Genomic DNA, 17,019 nt, shown 5'->3' with positions numbered 1-17,019 from the left:
GGTGCGATCATTGAAACATGATCGCTCAGCCAGCTAGCCAGCACGACTTGTGCAGTGCAGCAGTTTGTGGCGAGGACTATAATTGGCCGGCGCCGGCGCTCTTTCCCGCGCCGAACCTTGCTAAGGATGCACATCAGGATGTATTTCACCGCTGAACCGGCCCCGAATCACCGCCTGCCCCTGTACAAGACGATCCTGTGCGTGACGTGCGCCTTGTTGCTTGTACTTAATGGCTTCAGTCTTTATCACAACCTGCAGTCGTTGAAGGGCACGAACGCCTTGCTCAGCCAGAGCGCCCGTGTGGCCGACCGCCTGCAGTATTTGAATGTGCTCGTGCTCGATGCGGAAAGCAGCTTGCGCGGCTATTTCATTTCCGGCTCCGAAACCTATCTGGGGCCGTCGAAGACCGCCACCACCGAAATCGAAAACGAATTCAACGAGCTGCAAACCTTGCTCGCTGGCAGTCCTACCCAGCTGAAAAACCTGGGCCAGCTGAAAAGCTTGATCCGTCGCAAGATGTCGATGTTGCAACAATCGATCGATGTCTACAAGCAGGGCGGACTGGCCGAGATCGTCAACATTTCCCGCGTGACCGATGACCGCGCCACCATGGACGAGATCCGCCTGCAGGTGGTGATCATGACGCGCGAGCAGAATGAAGCGCTGTCGACCGGCAGCGCCGCCTTTTATCATGAGTACCAGAAAGCCGTGCTGCTCGGCATCGGCATCAATGCCTTGGCCATCCTCGTGCTGATCATGTTTTATCAGCTGGTGCGGCGCAGCTTCCAGAACCGCGCGGCCGTCGAGTATGCATTGCAAAATGCCAACGATACCCTGGAATCGACGGTCAGCAAGCGTACCGAGCAGTTATCCGTGCTGTCGCGTCATTTGATCAGCGTCAATGAAGTGGAAAAAGCGCGGCTGGCGCGCGAGTTGCACGATGAGCTGGGCGCCAACTTGACGTCGATCAGCATGGACCTTGGCGCCGTCACGCAGCAACTGGCGCACACGCAGCCGGAACTGGCGACGCAATTGCGGCGTGCCAAGGCCACCTTGCTGGAAACGGTGGAGCTCAAGCGCCGCATCGTCGAGGATTTGCGCCCGAGCCTGCTGGACAACCTGGGCCTGTGCGCCGCCATTGAAAGCTATTGCGAGGATTTTGCGCGCATGAGCTCGGTTCGTTGCGAAACGGATGTGGCCATCAATATCGACAACCGCGAGGCCACCCTGACGATTGCCTTGTTCCGTATCGTGCAGGAATCGCTGACGAATATCATGAAATATGCGCGTGCCGGCATGGTCAGCGTGACCTTGAAACGCAATGAACACGGCCTGGTGCTACGCGTGATCGACGACGGCATCGGCATCACGGAAGCTGTGCTGCAAAAACCGATGTCGCACGGCTTGCTGGGCATGCGCGAACGCGCTTTGCTGCTGGGCGGCACTCTCACCGTGCGCCAGGGACCGGATGGCAAGGGGACATGCGTGGAAGCCGTGATTCCGCTGCCGCTGACGCCGGAGCCGGAAGACATCGACGCGGATATCGAAGCGTAATTTTCTTTGAGATAAAAAATGGCCGGGCATGCAGCCCGGCCATTTTTTATTTATTTTGCATGATCAGCAGCGGGAAACGTCGCGCAGCAAGCGGTCGTATTCCGTCTTGGCCACTTTGTAGCATTCGCCCGCATAGCATTCCAGGCCGGCGCGGTCCAGCACCGTGATATTGCCGCGGCGATAGTGGATCAAGCCTTCTTCCTGCAGCTTGCCGGCGGCGGCCGTGATGCTTTCGCGGCGCACGCCCAGCATGATCGAGATCAGCTCTTGCGTGACTTTCAATTCATTCGATGGCGAACGGTCCAGGCGGTCCAGCAGCCAGCGGCACAGCTTTTGTTCGATCGAGCTGTGGCGGCCGCCGACGGCGTTCTGTGCCATTTGCGCAAACAGGGCGTTGGTGTAGCGCATCAGCAGCTGGGGCAGGGCGCCGCCCTGATTGAACGCGTCGCGCAAGCTTTGCGTTTTCAGGCGGTAGCCGTAACCGGCGCTTTGCACGACAGCCGTGCACATGGCGCGCTCGCCGGCCAGCAGCGAGGCACCGGCCACGCCTTCATGGCCGACGACGGCGATTTCCGTCGTGGCGCCATCTTCCATCACATATAGCAGCGAAATGATGGCGGTGGTGGGGAAGTAGCTGTATTCCAGGTTGTTACCATAGGCATACAATTCCTTGCCGAAAGGCAGTTCCACCAGTTCCAGGTCTTCGAACAGCGATTCAAGCGCGGCGCGCGGCAGGGCGGCCAGTAATTCATTCTGTTGGGCACTGCTGAGGCTAACCCGCGACGCAAGCTTGATTTCCCGTCCGGCCGCCGGCATGGCGCGCGGCAGCAACTGGTTCTTCTGGACCGGGGTGCTAAGTTGAGTTTGGTTCATAGTATTCCTCACAGGCTTTTTACATCGGAGTGCGACTGCCGCGTTGCTGGTCAAAGAAGCTGCCGTGCTCATGTGATAACGGCGTTTTGTTCGACCGCGCGGTGCAGATCGCGATGTAGCTACTTTAAAAGCTTATGTAAGTGGCGAACATAAGATTAGCAGTCGCCACTTTGTAGTCTCATCTGAGGCGGAATTGTAGTCCTTGTCCTACGTGCACACTTTTGACTAGCTAGCCTTGCGCCGTCCCGCGCGATTTTGTGATATGACGCGCGGTTTATTGGCGCTCCACAGACCGGCCGGCCGCACGCTGGGCAAGCCGTCGCGCACGGCTGCGGCCGGCGCCTGGCGTGCATTTGGCGCCTCGTGCTCGCCCAGGCGGAAGCGGCTGACGGCCTGCGTCAGCGCTTCGCCTTCCTGGTGCAGACGCTGCGAGCCGGCGCGCGCCTCGTCGACCAGGCCCGCGTTCTGGCGCGTCATGTCGTCGATTTGCGCCAGCGCCTGGTTGATGCGGGCGATCTCGCCATTCTGCTCGGCGCCGGCGCTGCTGATGCGTCCGATCACCACGGCCACCTGTTGCACGGCGTCGACCACTTGCCGCATGGTGTTGCCGGCGGCATTGACGAGGTCGCCGCCGGCATCCACGGTGGCGACGGAATCGCCGATCAGGCGCTTGATTTCCAGCGCCGCCTCGTTCGAGCGCTGCGCCAGGCTGCGCACTTCGGAGGCGACGACGGCAAAGCCGCGCCCCTGCTCGCCGGCTCTAGCCGCTTCGACGGCCGCGTTCAGGGCCAGGATATTCGTCTGGAAGGCGATGCCGTTGATGACGCCGATGATGTCGACGATCTTGTGCGAGCTGGCCTTGATCGAGGCCATGGTGTCGACCACGGCGCCCACGGTCTGGCCGCCGCGCAGGGCCACGTCGGCCGCCGTCGCCACCAGCGTGCGTCCCTGTCCTACGTGCGCTTCGTTGCGGCCGACGGTGGCCGTCAGCTCGCGCATCGAGTCCACCGTGGCGCCCAGCGCATCGGCCTGCGTGGCCGTGTGGCCGGACAGGGCGGCGTTGCCCTGGGCGATATCGGCGCCGGCCGCCGCGATGACGGCCGCGCCGCCGCGGATTTCCTGCACCAGGGTGGCCAGGCCGTGCGTCATGGCGCCGAAGTCGCGCACCAGGTCGCCGATCTCGTCGTGCGCCCGCGAAGTGATGCGCTGCGACAGGTCGCCCGCCGCCGCCGCGCCGACGGCCATGCGCAACTGCGTCACGTCGCGCGCGAACGCGGCATAAAAGCCCGCGCACAGGTAGGCGGCGGCCAGCAGCACCAGCAGCATGGCGGCCAGGATCAGGGCGCGGCGCGCCTCGTCGCGGGCGATGCGCTGCGCCAGCAAGTCGTCCAGGGCGCCGGCGGAAGCGCCGGAGAGCGCCTGCAGGGCGTCGATCGCCTGCATGCCGGCCGCATGGAATTGCGCGCCCGACGTCTGGCCGTAGGAATTCGTCACCTCGTTTTTCGTGCGTTCGAGGAAGGCCAGCGCGGCCGGCACGGCTTTCAGGGCCGGCTGTACGCTGGCGCGCAATTCCGGCCGGGCGGCGAGGATTTCGTCGAAGCGGGCCGGCAGGCGTTCCAGTTCGTGGCGCGCGATCAGCGCGTTGGCGTTGACGAGCTGATCTTCATTCGCTTCGAACAGGCCCGTGTCGATGTAGGCGGCGCCGCGCCCGGCGATGTCGGACAGGCTTTCGGCCAGGTCGGGCAGGGTGGCGGTGAAGACGGCGCTCAGGTGGTTGGCGCCCGCGTCCGGATCCAGGCTCAGGTGCGAACGGTCGGCCACCAGCTGGCCCAGTTTGGCCGCCTGGCGCAGCAGCGCCGTATGTGCCGCGTAGCTGTCGCGCGCCGCGAGGCCGGCCTGGCGGCCCAGCAGGGCTTGCCACTGTTTCGTCAGCTCGGCCGCCTGCGGCAAGCCGGCACCGGCCGGCAGGCGCGCCAGGGCCGCCAGTGCGGCCGTGATGCGCGCGTTCAGGGCCGTGTTGTCCATGCCCGCCTTGCCGCTCAGGCGCAAGTGTTCGAGGCCGCGCCGCTGCTGCAGCAGGCGCGTGCCTTCCTGCAGCTGGCGCACATAGGCCACGCCCCACTGCGCATCCTGCGCCTGGGCCAGCGATTTGCCCAGCTCCGAGATCAGCAAGGTGGTCGCCAGCACCAAAGGCAGCAGGAAGACCAGGCAGACAAGCATGAATTTGGGCAGCAGGCGCAAGCGCTGCATGAGTCGGATGGCGGGGGTGAGGAGCATTTTCATCGGGTTTCCAGGGTAGGGTGACAACATTTCTGCAGTGCAATGTTGCCTGCGGATTGTGACCCCTTGATGAAGTGGGCGATTTTGCTTTTCTCCACAGTGAAGCAGTTCACACGGAAGGCCGATCCTTCTGTAAAATCGAGGGTTTTTTGCGAGGGCCATATTATGGTCACCAATATGGCCAACGAGAACGACATCACTACCCCCGATTCCAGCGACAACGCGGACATCGCCGCAGCGCCAGCAAGCAGCAAGGCGCCGGCCGTGATCGCGCGCGAAGTGCAGCGCCGCCGCACCTTCGGCATCATTTCCCACCCGGATGCGGGCAAGACCACCTTGACGGAAAAACTGCTGCTGTTCTCGGGCGCGATCCAGATGGCCGGCACCGTCAAGGCGCGCAAATCGGGCCGCCACGCGACCTCGGACTGGATGGAGATCGAAAAGCAGCGCGGCATTTCCGTCGCCTCCTCGGTGATGCAGTTCGAATTCCGCGACCACGTCGTCAACCTGCTCGACACCCCGGGCCACCAGGACTTCTCGGAAGATACCTACCGCGTGCTGACGGCGGTCGACTCGGCGCTGATGGTGATCGATGCGGCCAAGGGCGTGGAAGCGCAGACGATCAAGCTGCTGGCCGTGTGCCGCATGCGCAATACGCCGATCGTCACCTTCATGAACAAGATGGACCGCGAGACGCGCGATCCGCTGGACCTGCTCGACGAACTCGAATCGGTGCTGAAGATCCAGTGCGCGCCCGTCACCTGGCCTATCGGCATGGGCAAGAACTTCCGCGGCGTGTACCACCTGCTGAACGACGAAATCATGCTGTTCAAGGCCGGTGAAGAGAAGGCCGATGGCGCCTTCGAAATCATCAAGGGCATCGACAACCCGCGCCTGCAGGAGATGTTCCCGCTCGAGATGGATCAATTGCGCATGGAAGTGGAACTGGTGCACGGCGCGTCGAACCCGTTCAACCTGGAGGAATTCCTTTCCGGCGTGCAGACGCCCGTGTTCTTCGGTTCGGCCATCAACAACTTCGGCGTGCGCGAGATCCTGTCCGCGCTGGTCGATTGGGCGCCGGCGCCGCGCGAGCGCGATGCGACCGTGCGTTCGGTGGCCCCGTCCGAGCAGCCATTTACCGGTTTCGTCTTCAAGATCCAGGCGAACATGGACCCGGCCCACCGCGACCGCATCGCCTTCTTGCGCGTGTGCTCGGGACGTTTCGAGCGCGGCATGAAGGTCAAGCATCTGCGCCTGGGGCGCGAGATCAAGGTGTCGAACGTGGTGACCTTCATGGCATCGTCGCGCGAACAGGTGGAAGAAGCGTACGCGGGCGACATCATCGGCTTGCCGAACCACGGCAACATGCAGATCGGCGACAGTTTTTCCGAAGGCGAGATGCTGACCTTCACGGGCATCCCGTACTTCGCGCCGGACTTCTTCCGCTCCGTGCGCATCCGTAATCCGCTGAAGATCAAGCAGCTGCACAAGGGCTTGCAGCAGCTGGGCGAAGAGGGCGCGGTGCAAGTCTTCAAGCCGGTGCAGGGCGGCGAACTGGTACTGGGCGCCGTCGGCGTGCTGCAGTTCGAAGTGGTGGCCAGCCGCTTGCTCAACGAATATGGCGTCGACGCCGTGTTCGAGGGCACCAGCATCAGCAGCGCGCGCTGGGTCAGCTGCGACGACAAGCGCATCCTGCAGGACTTCGAAAACGCGCTGGGCCACAACGTGGCCTACGATGCGGCCGGCAACATGGCCTACCTGGCCACGTCGGGCGTGAACCTGCGCTTGACGGAAGAGCGCTGGCCGAAGCTGAAATTCCACGCGACGCGCGAGCATTCGGCCAAGCTGGCTTGATGTAGCATGGTGGTGTCGGGTTACGCGCTTTGCGCTAACCCGACCTACGCCGACCTACGTGTTCATGGCGTAGGTCGGATTAGGCCAACGGCCGTAATCCGACACCATCGTTGGCAGCAACTCAAGCCGGTAAAATCGTCCGCGTGCTCCAGTCGCGCCGTTCCAGCAGCAATGCCGTCAGCTGCGCCGCCGTCATCGGGCGCGCGAAGAAAAAGCCCTGCACGTTGTCGCAGCCCGCTGTTCGCAAAAACTCCACCTGCCGCAAGGTTTCCACGCCCTCGGCCACCACTTTCAGATGCAGGCTGTGCGCCATGGCGATGATGGCCGTGACGATGGCTTCGCCCTCGCCGGGCAGGTCGTGCACGAAGCTGCGGTCGATTTTCAATTGGTCGATCGGCAGGCGCTTCAGGTAGGACATCGACGAATAGCCGGTGCCGAAATCGTCGATCGACAGATGGATGCCCGTTTCCTGCAGGCGCCGCATCAATTCCACGTTGGCGTGGATATTGTCCATCAAGACCCCTTCCGTGATTTCCAGCTCCAGCAAGCCATGCGGCAGCTGCGTTTCGTGCAGGATGGCGCGGATATCGTCCATCAGGCCCGGGTCGCGCGCCTGGCAGGCCGACAGGTTGACGGCCACGTGCTCGAGCGAATCGAGCAGGCCCGCCTTGCACCAGACGGCCGCCTGGCGGCAGGCGCTTTGCAGCACCCAGCGTCCCAGGTCGACGATGATGCCGCTTTCCTCGGCCACGGGGATGAATTCGGCGGGGCTCAGCTGGCCCATCTCGCGGCAGTTCCAGCGTATCAGCGCTTCCACGCCGACGATGCGCCCGCTGCGCAAATCGATCTGCGGCTGGTAGTGCAGATACAGTTCCTCGTTTTGCAGCGCGCGGCGCAGGTTCGCTTCCATGCGCAGGCGGCGCTGGGCGCGCAATTCCATTTCCGCCTTGAACACGGCGTAGCGGTTCTTGCCCTGGTGCTTGGCGTGGTACATGGCCGTATCGGCATTGCGCGTCAGGGTGGCCACGTCCTGCGCGTCGAACGGATACAGGCTCACGCCGATGCTGGCGCTGACATACAGCTGGTGGCCTTCGAGGTCGAACGGCGCGGCCAGCACGGCGAGGATCTTGCGCGCCACGCTGGCCATTTCCGAGGCGTCGTCGGCCGGTTCGACGATGACGACGAATTCATCGCCGCCGATGCGGCAGATGATGTCGGTGCCGCGCAGGATGGCCACCAGGCGCTCGGCGACGAGCTTGAGCAGCTGGTCGCCGCAGTGGTGGCCCAGCGTATCGTTGACTACCTTGAAGTTGTCCAGGTCCAGCAGCAGCAGGCCCGCACTGCTGTCCTGCCGGTCGGCGCGCGCCAGCGCGTAGGCCAGGGCGTCGTTGAATTCATGGCGGTTCGGCAGTTGCGTGACGGAGTCGACGTGGGCCAGGTAGTGCAGATGGCTTTCCGCATGCTGGGCCGCGGTGCGCGTGCGGCGCACCATCAGGAACGTCAGGCCGAACGCGCACAGGCAGACAAGCACGGTGAAGGCGGCAAATTGCGCCAGGCTGGCGTACAGCGGCGCCAGGCTGGCGCGCAGGTAGAGCGCGCCGCCGCCGGGCAGGGTCTTCAATATCGCGGCGCTGCCGTCCAGGTAATCGAGGTGCAGGCCGTTGCGCGGCGCCGTCGGCACGGCGTCGTTGCCGCTGCGCGCGTAGCGGGCAAACGGCGTGCCATAGGGGCTGTAGAGCAGGGCTTGCCGGACATGCGGGGCGGCGGCGAGGGGAGCGAGCAGTTGTTGTGCCGCGAGACGATTGTCCTCGCGCATGGCCTGGGTGGCGGCGGGTGCCAGCATGTCGGCCTGGATGTGCAGGTTGCGCTGGAAGGATTCCTGAAGGGAAAACAATTGAAAGAGGATCAGCAGCAGGCTGGCCGTGGCCAGCATGGCCGCCGCGGCCAGCAAGTTCAGCCGGGCTATCCGGTCGCCGCGCAATTGCACGGACGGCAGTATCAATGGCGTCATCATGACGCTTCTTCCTGCCGGCCCCGCCTGCCGCCGCCCCGTGTGATCGCGCCTCGCCCTGCCATACTTTACGTTCCAGTCTGATGAAAACCGAAGTGAGCCGGAACCCTCAACGTGTTGCCAAGTGTTGCTAAGGCCGACATATTGTCATTTTGCAGCGTGAAAGTACAGGGCGTGCGGCAATTTATATCCATGCAGCACACCGGTGACAGCAGGCAAGGCGACAAGACAGGCGGAAAAGGAAGACGTGTCTTTCTAATAATAATTCATGCTGAATTTTAATCCTTTTTTTGCCCGCCGTTTTTTTTCTCTTAAAACAATGCTGATGGTAAACAAAATACCAGCAAGAGTAACTTCAATGGGTCCGGCCATCGCGGCACGGATAAACTTTTTGACTATATCAGCCATTACAAGTCATTGATTTTAATAAATTTTAATGAAGAATGCGCGAACGCTATGGCCTTGCTCCGCGAGTTCGTCCATAATCCGCTGATGATGGACGTCCTGATGCTGTTTGTTTTGTCTGCCGCGGCCAGGCAATCTGCCGCCAGTAAAACCGGACGCCGCCCTGATGATCAATAGTGAGGATATCTTGGAAAAAAAACCAAAAATTATTTTGTCGTCACAAGACCTGGAACGACTGGAAGCGTTGTTGTATGCCTTGGGTAATAACTTATCGCCGGACAAGGCCGCCTTGCTCGATGAGCTGGGCCGCGCCGAGGTGCTCGAGCCGCAAGAGATTCCACCGACCGTCGTGACGATGAATTCCACCGTGCGCTTCACGGTGGAAAACAAGGAGGAATTCTGCCTGACGCTCGTGTATCCGAAGGACGTGGAAGGCCAGGCCGACCGTATTTCCGTGCTGGCGCCCGTCGGCAGCGCGCTGCTGGGCCTGTCCGTTGGCGACAGCATCGCCTGGCCCATGCCGGGCGGCGTAGTCAAAGTCAAGATCGAGGAAATCGTCTACCAGCCTGAACGGGCCGGCGAATACCACCGATAAGCAGCGACGGCGGACGGCGCCTGCCGTTCGCCTGCCAGGCCGTGCCGTGACTTAACTGTTTCGCTGTACGCGCACCACCAGCCATCCCGCCACGACCGTAAACGTGACGATGATGGCGACAATGATCCAGAAGCCCTGCGGATGCTGGGCCAGCGGAATGCCCCCCACGTTCATGCCCAGCATGCCGGCGATGATATTGATCGGCAAGGCCAGCACGGTGACGATGGTCAGCACGAACAGGCTGCGGCTGTTTTCCTCGTTGACGCTGGCGGCGATCTCTTCCTGCAGCAGCTTGATGCGTTCCTGCAGCGAAGACATATCGCTGAGCACCACCGAAAACTCCTCCGTCGACTGGCGCAGTTCCAGGCTGTCGAGCTCCGACACCCACGATGGCGGGCGTTGCAGCAGGCGGAACAGGGCGGCCGGTTCCGGCGCCAGCAGGCGCTGCAGCCGCACCAGCACGCGCCGCATGGCGCCCAGGTCTTCGCGTTTCGGCACCAGGCGCCCGGCCAGCAAGTGGTCTTCTATATCGTCGACCCGCGCCACGGCGTCGCGCACGATGTTGACCAGTACGTCCGCCTGGTCGCGCAGCAGATGGATCAGCAGTTCCACCGACGAGCGTATCGGCTCGTGATTCTTGATGACGGCCTGGCGCAGGCGCTCGATCGACTGCAGCGGCGCGCGGCGCGCCGTGATGACGAGGTTTTGCGCCACGCTGGCCCACATGGTGGAAATGTCGGACGCCTCGAACGAGAAGTTGTGCACCACATCGTTGACCACGGCGATCAGGGTGTTTTCCGCCTGTTCGATGCGCGTCGAACGGGAACCCTGGTGCAGGGTTTCATAGAATTCGTCGGCCAGCTGCGTGTGCGTCATCAGCCATTTTTCGCTGGCCGCATGCGACAAATTGAAATGCAGCCAGACGAATTCCTGCGCCGGACGCGCCGCGCCATCGGCCAGCCAGGCCAGCGCCGCCGTCGAGTCGAGCGCCAGCGGCTGCCCGTCGCGGCCAAACAGGAAGCCCCAGACCAGGCCCGAGGTATCCGAGCCGTAGGTAAAACCGGCAGTTTCCATCGCCATCGTGAATCTTTCTCGTGCAGTGTGATTGATCGTCGCGCGATGTTAATACACGGATGTGTCGGGAAAATGACAAGGCCACCGCGATGGGTGGCCCTGGTAGGTAACTTTTACAGTAACGCTTGATAGAACCGTCGCGAGCGGCGGTGATTTGTGGCCGAGAAGCGCAACCGTGCTAAAGCACGGTGAGCATCGCAGGCGGCAAAGCGCGACGCGCAGCAGGTTATATCAGGTGTTACTAGTCGCGGCGCGGATTATCGGGTCTGCGGTCGTCGCGGTTTGGGACCCCGTCGCCATCGCGGTCGTGGCGGTTGCCATTGTCGCGGTCATAGCGGTTGGGGATGCCATCGCGGTCGCGGTCGCCGTTCGGGCCGCGCGACCAGCGGCCTTGCTCCATCTGCCAGCGGCCGTCGCGCTGGTTCCAGACGGGCGGCGCATAGACGTAGCCGCGGCGTTCGGCGATCCATACACCTGGCGTCCAGGCGTAGCGCTGGCCGCGCCATTCCCAGTGGCCGGGCGCCCAGACGTAGCCGTGGCGCGCGCGCGGGATGGCTTCGCGGCGCGGCGGCGGCGGTGCGATGCGGATGTCGTCATAGCGCACGGGCTGCACTTGCGCGGCGACCCAGCCGCCACGGTCCAGGCGCCAGCGGTTGTTCTCCTGTATCCAGGCGGCGCGGCGGTAGTGGTTGCCGCCCCGTTCGCGCAGCCATTCGCCGCCGGTCCAGACGTGGCGCTGGCCATCCCAGTTCCAGTAGCCTGGCGCCCAGACATAGCCGGCGCGCGGCGCTGGGGCGCTTTCAAACCGTGGCGGAGGCGGGGCGTCGCCGATGACAATGCTGACGCCGAGCTGATTCTGTGCCATCGCTTGCGCAGGCAGGAAGGCTGCGGCGCTGATGGCAAGCATGGCTGCTGCGTAGAGTGTGATGGGTTTCATGGTGTGCTCCATTTCGGTGATTGCGTGAAATGGACTATAGGCGCTTGCCGGCGTTTTTTCGCCTTTGATTCAACTTATTACAATTGACACAATGCTGTGTGTCCGTGTATCCGTGGCGGATACAAATGGCGGCCTGGCGCGGCGGCTATGCGCGGTGCGCCAGGCGGCGTGGCGTCAGCATCGGTGGCTCACAGGGTGCTGGCGGTGGTGTTGCCCAGCAAGGCTTGGCGTTCCTCGATCAGCGAGATTTTCTTTTCCTGTTCCGTCATGCGCTTGGCGCTGACCACCACGACGGGGATGGCGGTCGTCTGCGCCGCAGCGGCCGTCCTGGCGGCCGATGGCTGCATGAAGCTGACATAGCTGGCGCCGCAGGCGATGGCGACGGCGACGGTGAAGATGGCTTCCATGTTTTTTAACGCTTTCATGATCGTTCCTTTCGGGGTGGCGGGTGGGTATGCATGCACTGTAGCCAAGCGCGCGCCTGCCCGCCATGCGCATGCGACCAGCCGTGGTTTTGGCGGGATGGCCTGCAAAAAAACGGCGCTGAAATGCCTGCGCGCGGCATTGGCGGGCGACCGCTTGAATTGAGGCCTAATTAGCCCTGTATCCGCGCATATGAATGCAATTGCCCTATGGCATTATCTGATGCTGCGCACTGCCGTGCCCATGCCGTGCGCGGCAAGTCAGGCCCGGCTATCCTGCTAGAATCGGCATGGCAGCCGTGTTGCGCACACCATTATTCTCATCAGGAGTCACACATGTTCCAATTGTTTGGTTTTGGCGGCGCCCGCTGCCCGCGCTGCGAGCACAAGAACGGCGCCGCCGCCGGCTATTGCGCGCAATGCGGCTTGTCGCTGGGCGCCCCCGACAGCGACGCGGTGCTGCATGCCAATCAATGGCATCTTGCTGATGGGCAACTGGCCCTGTTCTTCGGCGTGCGCGAACTGTCCTCGCTGTTCGGCAGTGCCGCGCGCCGCCTGCAGGTGCCGGCCGAGTCGCGCGCCTGGATCGTGCAATCGGACGCTTTCACCTTGATACCGGCTGGCGATTACGACAGCGCCGCCTTCTTTGCGCGCCTGCCCGCGCTGCTGCCGGCACGCCCGGCCGAGGTGCTGATCGCGCGCGCCGATGCCATCAGCCTGGAATTCGACCTGCCGGCCCTGGCCAGCACGGAGTTGCTGAATGTCGCCGCATCGCTGCGCGTGGACATCGCGCTGGGCCAGCCCGACGCGTTCGCGCGTCAGTTCATGCGCGCGCCGGGCGCCGTCACGCGCGCCCACCTGCACGCCTTGCTGCTGCCGTCCGTGCGCCAGATCGCGCTGGAATTCATCGGCAGCCGCGCGTTGCGCGAGATGGACGCGAATGCCGACCTGCGGCCCGAATTGAACGAACGCCTGCAATCGGCCCTGACGCAGCGCCTGGCGCCCAGCGGCCTGGCCGTGTCGCGCGTGGAAACGCTGAGCCTGCGGCACGACAAGCGCGCGGGCGACGCAGGCGCCGGCATCGGCACCCTGTGGCTGGGCGGCTTGCCGGCGCAGGAACTGGAGCAGCACAGCCTGGAACGCATGAAGCAGCTCGACCAGTTGTATGACGAGGAAGAGTGGCAGCGCATCCGCCGCGAGGAACTGGCGGCGCGCCACGCGCACCGCCGCGCCGAGCTGCAGCAGGATGCGGCGGTGGAAAAGGCGGAACTGAACCACCAGGAAGCGGAGCGTCTGCAAGCGCTGCGCGGGCGCCAGATCGACCTGTATGGCCGCATTCTGGAAGCGAAATCGCGGCGCCAGGCGCTCGACCATGGCGCCGCGCTGGCGCTGGGCGAGCTGGAACAGGAACTGGCGCAGAAGGGCGCGCAGCGGGCCGATGAAGCGGCCAACTGGGAACACGTGCGGGCGCTGGCCGCCATCAAGATGCGCAGCGAGCTGGAACTGTCGCAGCTGCACGGGCGCGAACAGATCCAGCTGGCGCAGCAGCGCTTTACGCACCAGGTGCACCTGCAGTCGATCGCGCAGCAAGTGGAAAGCGCGCTGCTGATCGACGACGAGACGGGCCGCCGCGCCCAGCTGGCGCGCCTGCGCCAGGCGGAAGCGGATGCGGCCCAGCGCGAGGCGCAGCTGGAGGCGGAGCAGCACCAGGCCGCCTGGCAGGGGCTGATGCTGGCGAATGCGGCGCGCAAGCGCGAGGCCGAGCGGGTGCAGGAGTGGGAAGACCAGATGCAGCTGGCGCGCCAGCGCGAACTGCTGCGCGCCGAGGCGCACAAGGATGAAGCGGCCCAGGTGCAGGCGGCGGAAATCGCCGAAAAAGTGGCGGCGCTGCGGCGCGGCGGCGCGCGCGAAGACGCCATCGCGCAGCAGGAAAAGCTGCTGCGCACCATCGAGGCAGACGGCGTGCACGCGCGCCAGCTGCAGCAGCAATCGCAGCTGGCGCAGCTCGATGCGCTGGCCATCGAGGAACAGCGCCAGCAGCTGCGCCAGCTGGAACAGGAAGCGCAATGGCAGCGCGACTTGCTGGCCATGGCGCAGCAGCGCGAAAGCGATTACGCGCGCTGGAAAGGTGAATATGAAGCCCTGCTGGCGCAGCAGGCGCATGCGGCCGAACTGGCGCGCATCGATATCGACCGCATCGAGAAAATCGGCTCGCTGAGCGACACGGGCAAGGTGGCCATGGCCGCCGGACAGAACGCGGCCGCGCTGGCGCAAGTGCTGAAAACGCAGCTGCAGGCGGGCATGAGCGCCGAGCAGATCCACGCGCTGGCGGCGCTGGCGGCGGCCGAGAACGGCGTCGCGCCGCTGGACGCCATGCGCATGGCGCAGGATAGCGTGGCGCAGGAGCGCAGCTATCTGGAAGGCCAGGCGGAACGCGAACGGCGCCAGCAGCTCGATTTGATCAACTTGCAGAACGCGGCGCACGCGCATGGCCTGTCGGCGCAGGCGCAGCTGGGCGTGGCCGTGGCGCAGGCGCTGCAGCCGGGCGCCGCCGCAGCAGCGCCGGTCCGCTGCAAGAACGGCCACGCGCAGCGCGCGGGCCATCCGGAAGATAAATTCTGCGCCGCCTGCGGCGTCGCCTTGCAGCCTTGATGGAAGCGTTTCACCCCAGATGATGCAAAAAGCACGAGACAAACTGCGGGAACTGCGCGCCCTCCACGACGACGGGCTGCTCAGCGAGCAGGAATTTGAACGCCGCAAGAACGCCATCCTCGACGCCGAATACGCGCCGCCCGGCGCCGCGCCTGCGCCGGCGCCGCTGCCCGTGCGCCAGGGCACGGAGCTGGGCTTCATGACGGGGCAGGAAATCGGCCCGCAAAACCGCCGCTACCGGCTCGAGCGGCTGATCGGCACGGGCGGCATGGGGCAGGTGTGGCAAGCGACCGACCTGGCCACGCACGCGGAGCTGGGCAGCAGCGAAATGGTGGCGCTGAAGATCTTGCCGCCGCAGCTGACGCAAAGCGCCACGCGCGCCAAGCTGCTGATCGAGGAAGCGACGCAGGCGCGCAAACTCGCGCATGAAAACATCGTGCGCGTCTACGAGTGGGCGCAGGACCCGGCCACGGCCAGCTATTTCATCATCATGGAATGCCTTGATGGCGAAGACCTCGAGCACTATCTGGCGCGCGAGGGCGCGCTGCCCCTGTCCACGGTGCAGGAATTGCTGCAGCCGGTGGCCGACGCCCTGTCGTACGCGTGGGAAAAGCACAATCTGGTGCACCGAGACATCAAGCCGGGCAATGTCTTCCTGACGGCGAAAGGCGACGTCAAGCTGCTCGACTATGGCATCGCATCGCGCGTGCGCAATGCGGACAGCAGCCTGGCGCTGGACATGCCGAACGCGGGCACGCACGGTTACCGGGCGCCCGAGGCCGGCGCCAACCAGCGCCAGCCCAGCCCGCGCCTGGACGTGTATGCGGTGGCCGTGATGATCTATCAGATGCTCGAAGGGCGCATGCCGTTTGACGACGCGCGCAGCGCCAGCCATTTGCCGTCGGCGCCGCAAGCGCTCAACGCGCAGCAGTGGCAAGTGCTGCAGAACGGTTTTTCGCTGACGCCGGAACTGCGTCCGCAATCGGTGCAAGCCTTGCTGGAAAACCTGGAACGCGCCGCCGGGCCGTCGCCCGAAGAACTGGCGGAACAGGCGCGCCAGCAGCAGGCGCGCGCGGCGCAGCAGCAAAAGGCGGCGGCGCTGGCCGCCGAACAGGCCCGCGAGGCGGCGCTCAAGGAGGCGCGCGTGCGCCAGGAAGAACTGGACCAGCGCCGCAAGGCCGAGATCCAGGCCGCCGCGCTGGAAAAGCAGCGGCAGGACAAGCTGCGCCGCGAGCAGGAGGCGCAGCGCCATTTCGAAGCGGAAGAGGCGCGCAAGCTGCGCAAGGAAGCGCTGCGCGGCCAGTTGCGCGCGCGCCGCGAAGCCGATGCCGCCACCGCCTTGCAGGAGCATCAGGAATTGCAGCGCAAGGCCATCGTGGCCAAGGCGGAGGCGGCTTACCGCGCCGAGCAGGAACGCGCGCGCCGCGAAGAGGCCAGCCGCGCCGCCGCCGCAGCTGTCCCTGCGCCGCCATCCGCGCCGGCGCCGGAAGCCGAGCACGTGGAACCGGTGCCCAATGCGGAAGGCGTCTTGCGCGACGATTTCCTCGATGGTTCGGGACAGGGGCCGGAGCTGGTACTGATTCCCAGCGGCCGCTTCCAGATGGGTGCGCACGAGACGGAACACAAGGCCGCCATCCAGGCCGGCTCGCAGCAGACGTGGCTTGAGCGCGAAATGCCGCAGCACTGGGTCGGCATCGAGCGCCCGTTCGCGCTGGCGCGCCACCCCGTCAGCGTGGGCGAATGGCGCGCCTTCGTCAAGGCGACCGGCTGGGCGGGCGGTTCCGAGACGGACTGGGACAATCCCGGCTTCGTGCAGAACGACCAGCACCCGGTGGTGGGCGTGAGCTGGAATGACGCGCAGCTGTACCTGGCGTGGATGAGCGAGCGTACGGGCCGCCACTACCGCCTGCCCAGCGAAGCGGAATGGGAATACGCTTGCCGTGCCGGCACGCGCACGGCCTTCAACGTGGGCGACACGATCAGCACCGAGCAAGCCAACTACGACGGCCTGTACGTGTACAACGGCGGTCCGCGCGGCGTGTACCGGGGCGGCACGACGCCGCTGGGCACTTTCGCGCCGAATTCCTGGGGCCTGTTCGACATGCATGGCAATGTGTGGGAATGGGTGCAGGACGTCGTGCACGACAATTACGAAGGCGCGCCCGTCGATGGCAGCGCGTGGGAAGAGGGCAGCGACAGCAGCCGGCGCATCCTGCGCGGCGGCTCGTGGCTGTACCACCCGCGCTATTTGCGCTCGGCCCTGCGCAACGGCTTTTCCACCGTGCTGTCGAACGATATCGTGGGCTTCCGCGTGGCGCGCACACTCGACTGATCCATTGTTATATTGCTCATCTTGACGGAT

12 protein-coding genes are annotated in these 17,019 nt (G+C 64.5%); 5 read left to right on the top strand and 7 right to left on the bottom strand.

Annotated features, from left to right (window positions below; genetic code table 11):
- The first annotated feature begins 138 nt into the window (after positions 1–138).
- Complete coding sequence (locus IGS55_RS14455) at positions 139–1,554, top strand: sensor histidine kinase (RefSeq protein WP_230516231.1); 1,416 nt, start codon at positions 139–141, stop codon at positions 1,552–1,554.
- A gap of 63 nt (positions 1,555–1,617) precedes the next feature.
- On the opposite strand, the gene IGS55_RS14450 is transcribed toward IGS55_RS14455, so the two are convergent.
- A complete protein-coding gene (locus IGS55_RS14450) occupies positions 1,618–2,427 on the bottom strand; it encodes a Crp/Fnr family transcriptional regulator (RefSeq protein WP_034751913.1) in 810 nt (269 codons plus the stop codon).
- A gap of 225 nt (positions 2,428–2,652) precedes the next feature.
- A complete protein-coding gene (locus IGS55_RS14445; RefSeq protein WP_230516230.1) occupies positions 2,653–4,710 on the bottom strand; it encodes a methyl-accepting chemotaxis protein in 2,058 nt (685 codons plus the stop codon).
- Between the two features lie 174 nt (positions 4,711–4,884).
- Between IGS55_RS14445 and IGS55_RS14440 the strand changes: the two genes are divergently transcribed.
- Positions 4,885–6,561, top strand: coding sequence for a peptide chain release factor 3 (locus tag IGS55_RS14440; RefSeq protein WP_070304828.1), 1,677 nt, complete (start codon positions 4,885–4,887; stop codon positions 6,559–6,561).
- A gap of 121 nt (positions 6,562–6,682) precedes the next feature.
- On the opposite strand, the gene IGS55_RS14435 is transcribed toward IGS55_RS14440, so the two are convergent.
- Together IGS55_RS14435 and IGS55_RS14430 are read right to left on the bottom strand one after the other, a co-directional pair.
- On the bottom strand, positions 6,683–8,575 hold the full coding sequence (locus IGS55_RS14435; protein WP_230516229.1) for a putative bifunctional diguanylate cyclase/phosphodiesterase: 1,893 nt from the start codon (positions 8,573–8,575) through the stop codon (positions 6,683–6,685).
- Positions 8,576–8,827: 252 nt separating this feature from the next.
- Positions 8,828–8,980, bottom strand: a complete 153-nt coding sequence (locus IGS55_RS14430; protein WP_230516228.1) for a hypothetical protein — start codon at positions 8,978–8,980, stop codon at positions 8,828–8,830.
- Positions 8,981–9,164: 184 nt separating this feature from the next.
- Here IGS55_RS14430 and rnk point away from each other — a divergent pair, with 184 nt between their 5' ends.
- On the top strand, positions 9,165–9,572 hold the full coding sequence (gene rnk / locus IGS55_RS14425) for a nucleoside diphosphate kinase regulator (protein ID WP_162835757.1): 408 nt from the start codon (positions 9,165–9,167) through the stop codon (positions 9,570–9,572).
- 51 nt (positions 9,573–9,623) lie between these two features.
- On the opposite strand, the gene IGS55_RS14420 is transcribed toward rnk, so the two are convergent.
- The 3 genes from IGS55_RS14420 to IGS55_RS14405 form a co-directional block, all read right to left on the bottom strand.
- Positions 9,624–10,652 (bottom strand): transporter, encoded by a 1,029-nt coding sequence (locus IGS55_RS14420; protein ID WP_175560449.1) that lies wholly within the window; start codon positions 10,650–10,652, stop codon positions 9,624–9,626.
- 235 nt (positions 10,653–10,887) lie between these two features.
- Positions 10,888–11,583 (bottom strand): YXWGXW repeat-containing protein, encoded by a 696-nt coding sequence (locus IGS55_RS27970; protein WP_329958121.1) that lies wholly within the window; start codon positions 11,581–11,583, stop codon positions 10,888–10,890.
- Between the two features lie 188 nt (positions 11,584–11,771).
- On the bottom strand, positions 11,772–12,008 hold the full coding sequence (locus tag IGS55_RS14405; RefSeq protein WP_230516227.1) for a hypothetical protein: 237 nt from the start codon (positions 12,006–12,008) through the stop codon (positions 11,772–11,774).
- 333 nt (positions 12,009–12,341) lie between these two features.
- On the opposite strand from IGS55_RS14405, the gene IGS55_RS14400 reads away from it, so the two are divergent.
- Positions 12,342–14,657: a hypothetical protein gene (locus IGS55_RS14400; protein WP_230516226.1), complete on the top strand. Its 2,316-nt coding sequence runs from the start codon at positions 12,342–12,344 to the stop codon at positions 14,655–14,657.
- A gap of 19 nt (positions 14,658–14,676) precedes the next feature.
- On the top strand, positions 14,677–16,989 hold the full coding sequence (locus IGS55_RS14395) for an SUMF1/EgtB/PvdO family nonheme iron enzyme (protein WP_230516225.1): 2,313 nt from the start codon (positions 14,677–14,679) through the stop codon (positions 16,987–16,989).
- The last annotated feature ends 30 nt before the right edge of the window (positions 16,990–17,019 follow it).

It is taken from the genome of Janthinobacterium sp. EB271-G4-3-2 (genome assembly GCF_020858035.1).
Classification (GTDB): Bacteria; Pseudomonadota; Gammaproteobacteria; order Burkholderiales; family Burkholderiaceae_D; genus Janthinobacterium; species Janthinobacterium aestuarii.
The sequence above is the reverse complement of the archived record's forward strand: the minus strand, read 5'-3'. Positions and strand labels throughout refer to the sequence as shown.

Excerpts from the sequence above, each read along its gene's own strand:
- IGS55_RS27970 (WP_329958121.1), bottom strand. The coding sequence starts at position 11,583 with ATGAAACCCATCACACTCTACGCAGCAGCCATGCTTGCCATCAGCGCC.
- IGS55_RS14435 (WP_230516229.1), bottom strand. The coding sequence starts at position 8,575 with ATGATGACGCCATTGATACTGCCGTCCGTGCAATTGCGCGGCGACCGG.
- IGS55_RS14400 (WP_230516226.1), top strand. The coding sequence starts at position 12,342 with ATGTTCCAATTGTTTGGTTTTGGCGGCGCCCGCTGCCCGCGCTGCGAG.
- IGS55_RS14455 (WP_230516231.1), top strand. The coding sequence starts at position 139 with ATGTATTTCACCGCTGAACCGGCCCCGAATCACCGCCTGCCCCTGTAC.
- IGS55_RS14420 (WP_175560449.1), bottom strand. The coding sequence starts at position 10,652 with ATGGCGATGGAAACTGCCGGTTTTACCTACGGCTCGGATACCTCGGGC.
- IGS55_RS14430 (WP_230516228.1), bottom strand. The coding sequence starts at position 8,980 with ATGGCTGATATAGTCAAAAAGTTTATCCGTGCCGCGATGGCCGGACCC.
- IGS55_RS14395 (WP_230516225.1), top strand. The coding sequence starts at position 14,677 with ATGATGCAAAAAGCACGAGACAAACTGCGGGAACTGCGCGCCCTCCAC.
- IGS55_RS14405 (WP_230516227.1), bottom strand. The coding sequence starts at position 12,008 with ATGAAAGCGTTAAAAAACATGGAAGCCATCTTCACCGTCGCCGTCGCC.
- IGS55_RS14440 (WP_070304828.1), top strand. The coding sequence starts at position 4,885 with ATGGCCAACGAGAACGACATCACTACCCCCGATTCCAGCGACAACGCG.
- IGS55_RS14450 (WP_034751913.1), bottom strand. The coding sequence starts at position 2,427 with ATGAACCAAACTCAACTTAGCACCCCGGTCCAGAAGAACCAGTTGCTG.
- IGS55_RS14445 (WP_230516230.1), bottom strand. The coding sequence starts at position 4,710 with ATGAAAATGCTCCTCACCCCCGCCATCCGACTCATGCAGCGCTTGCGC.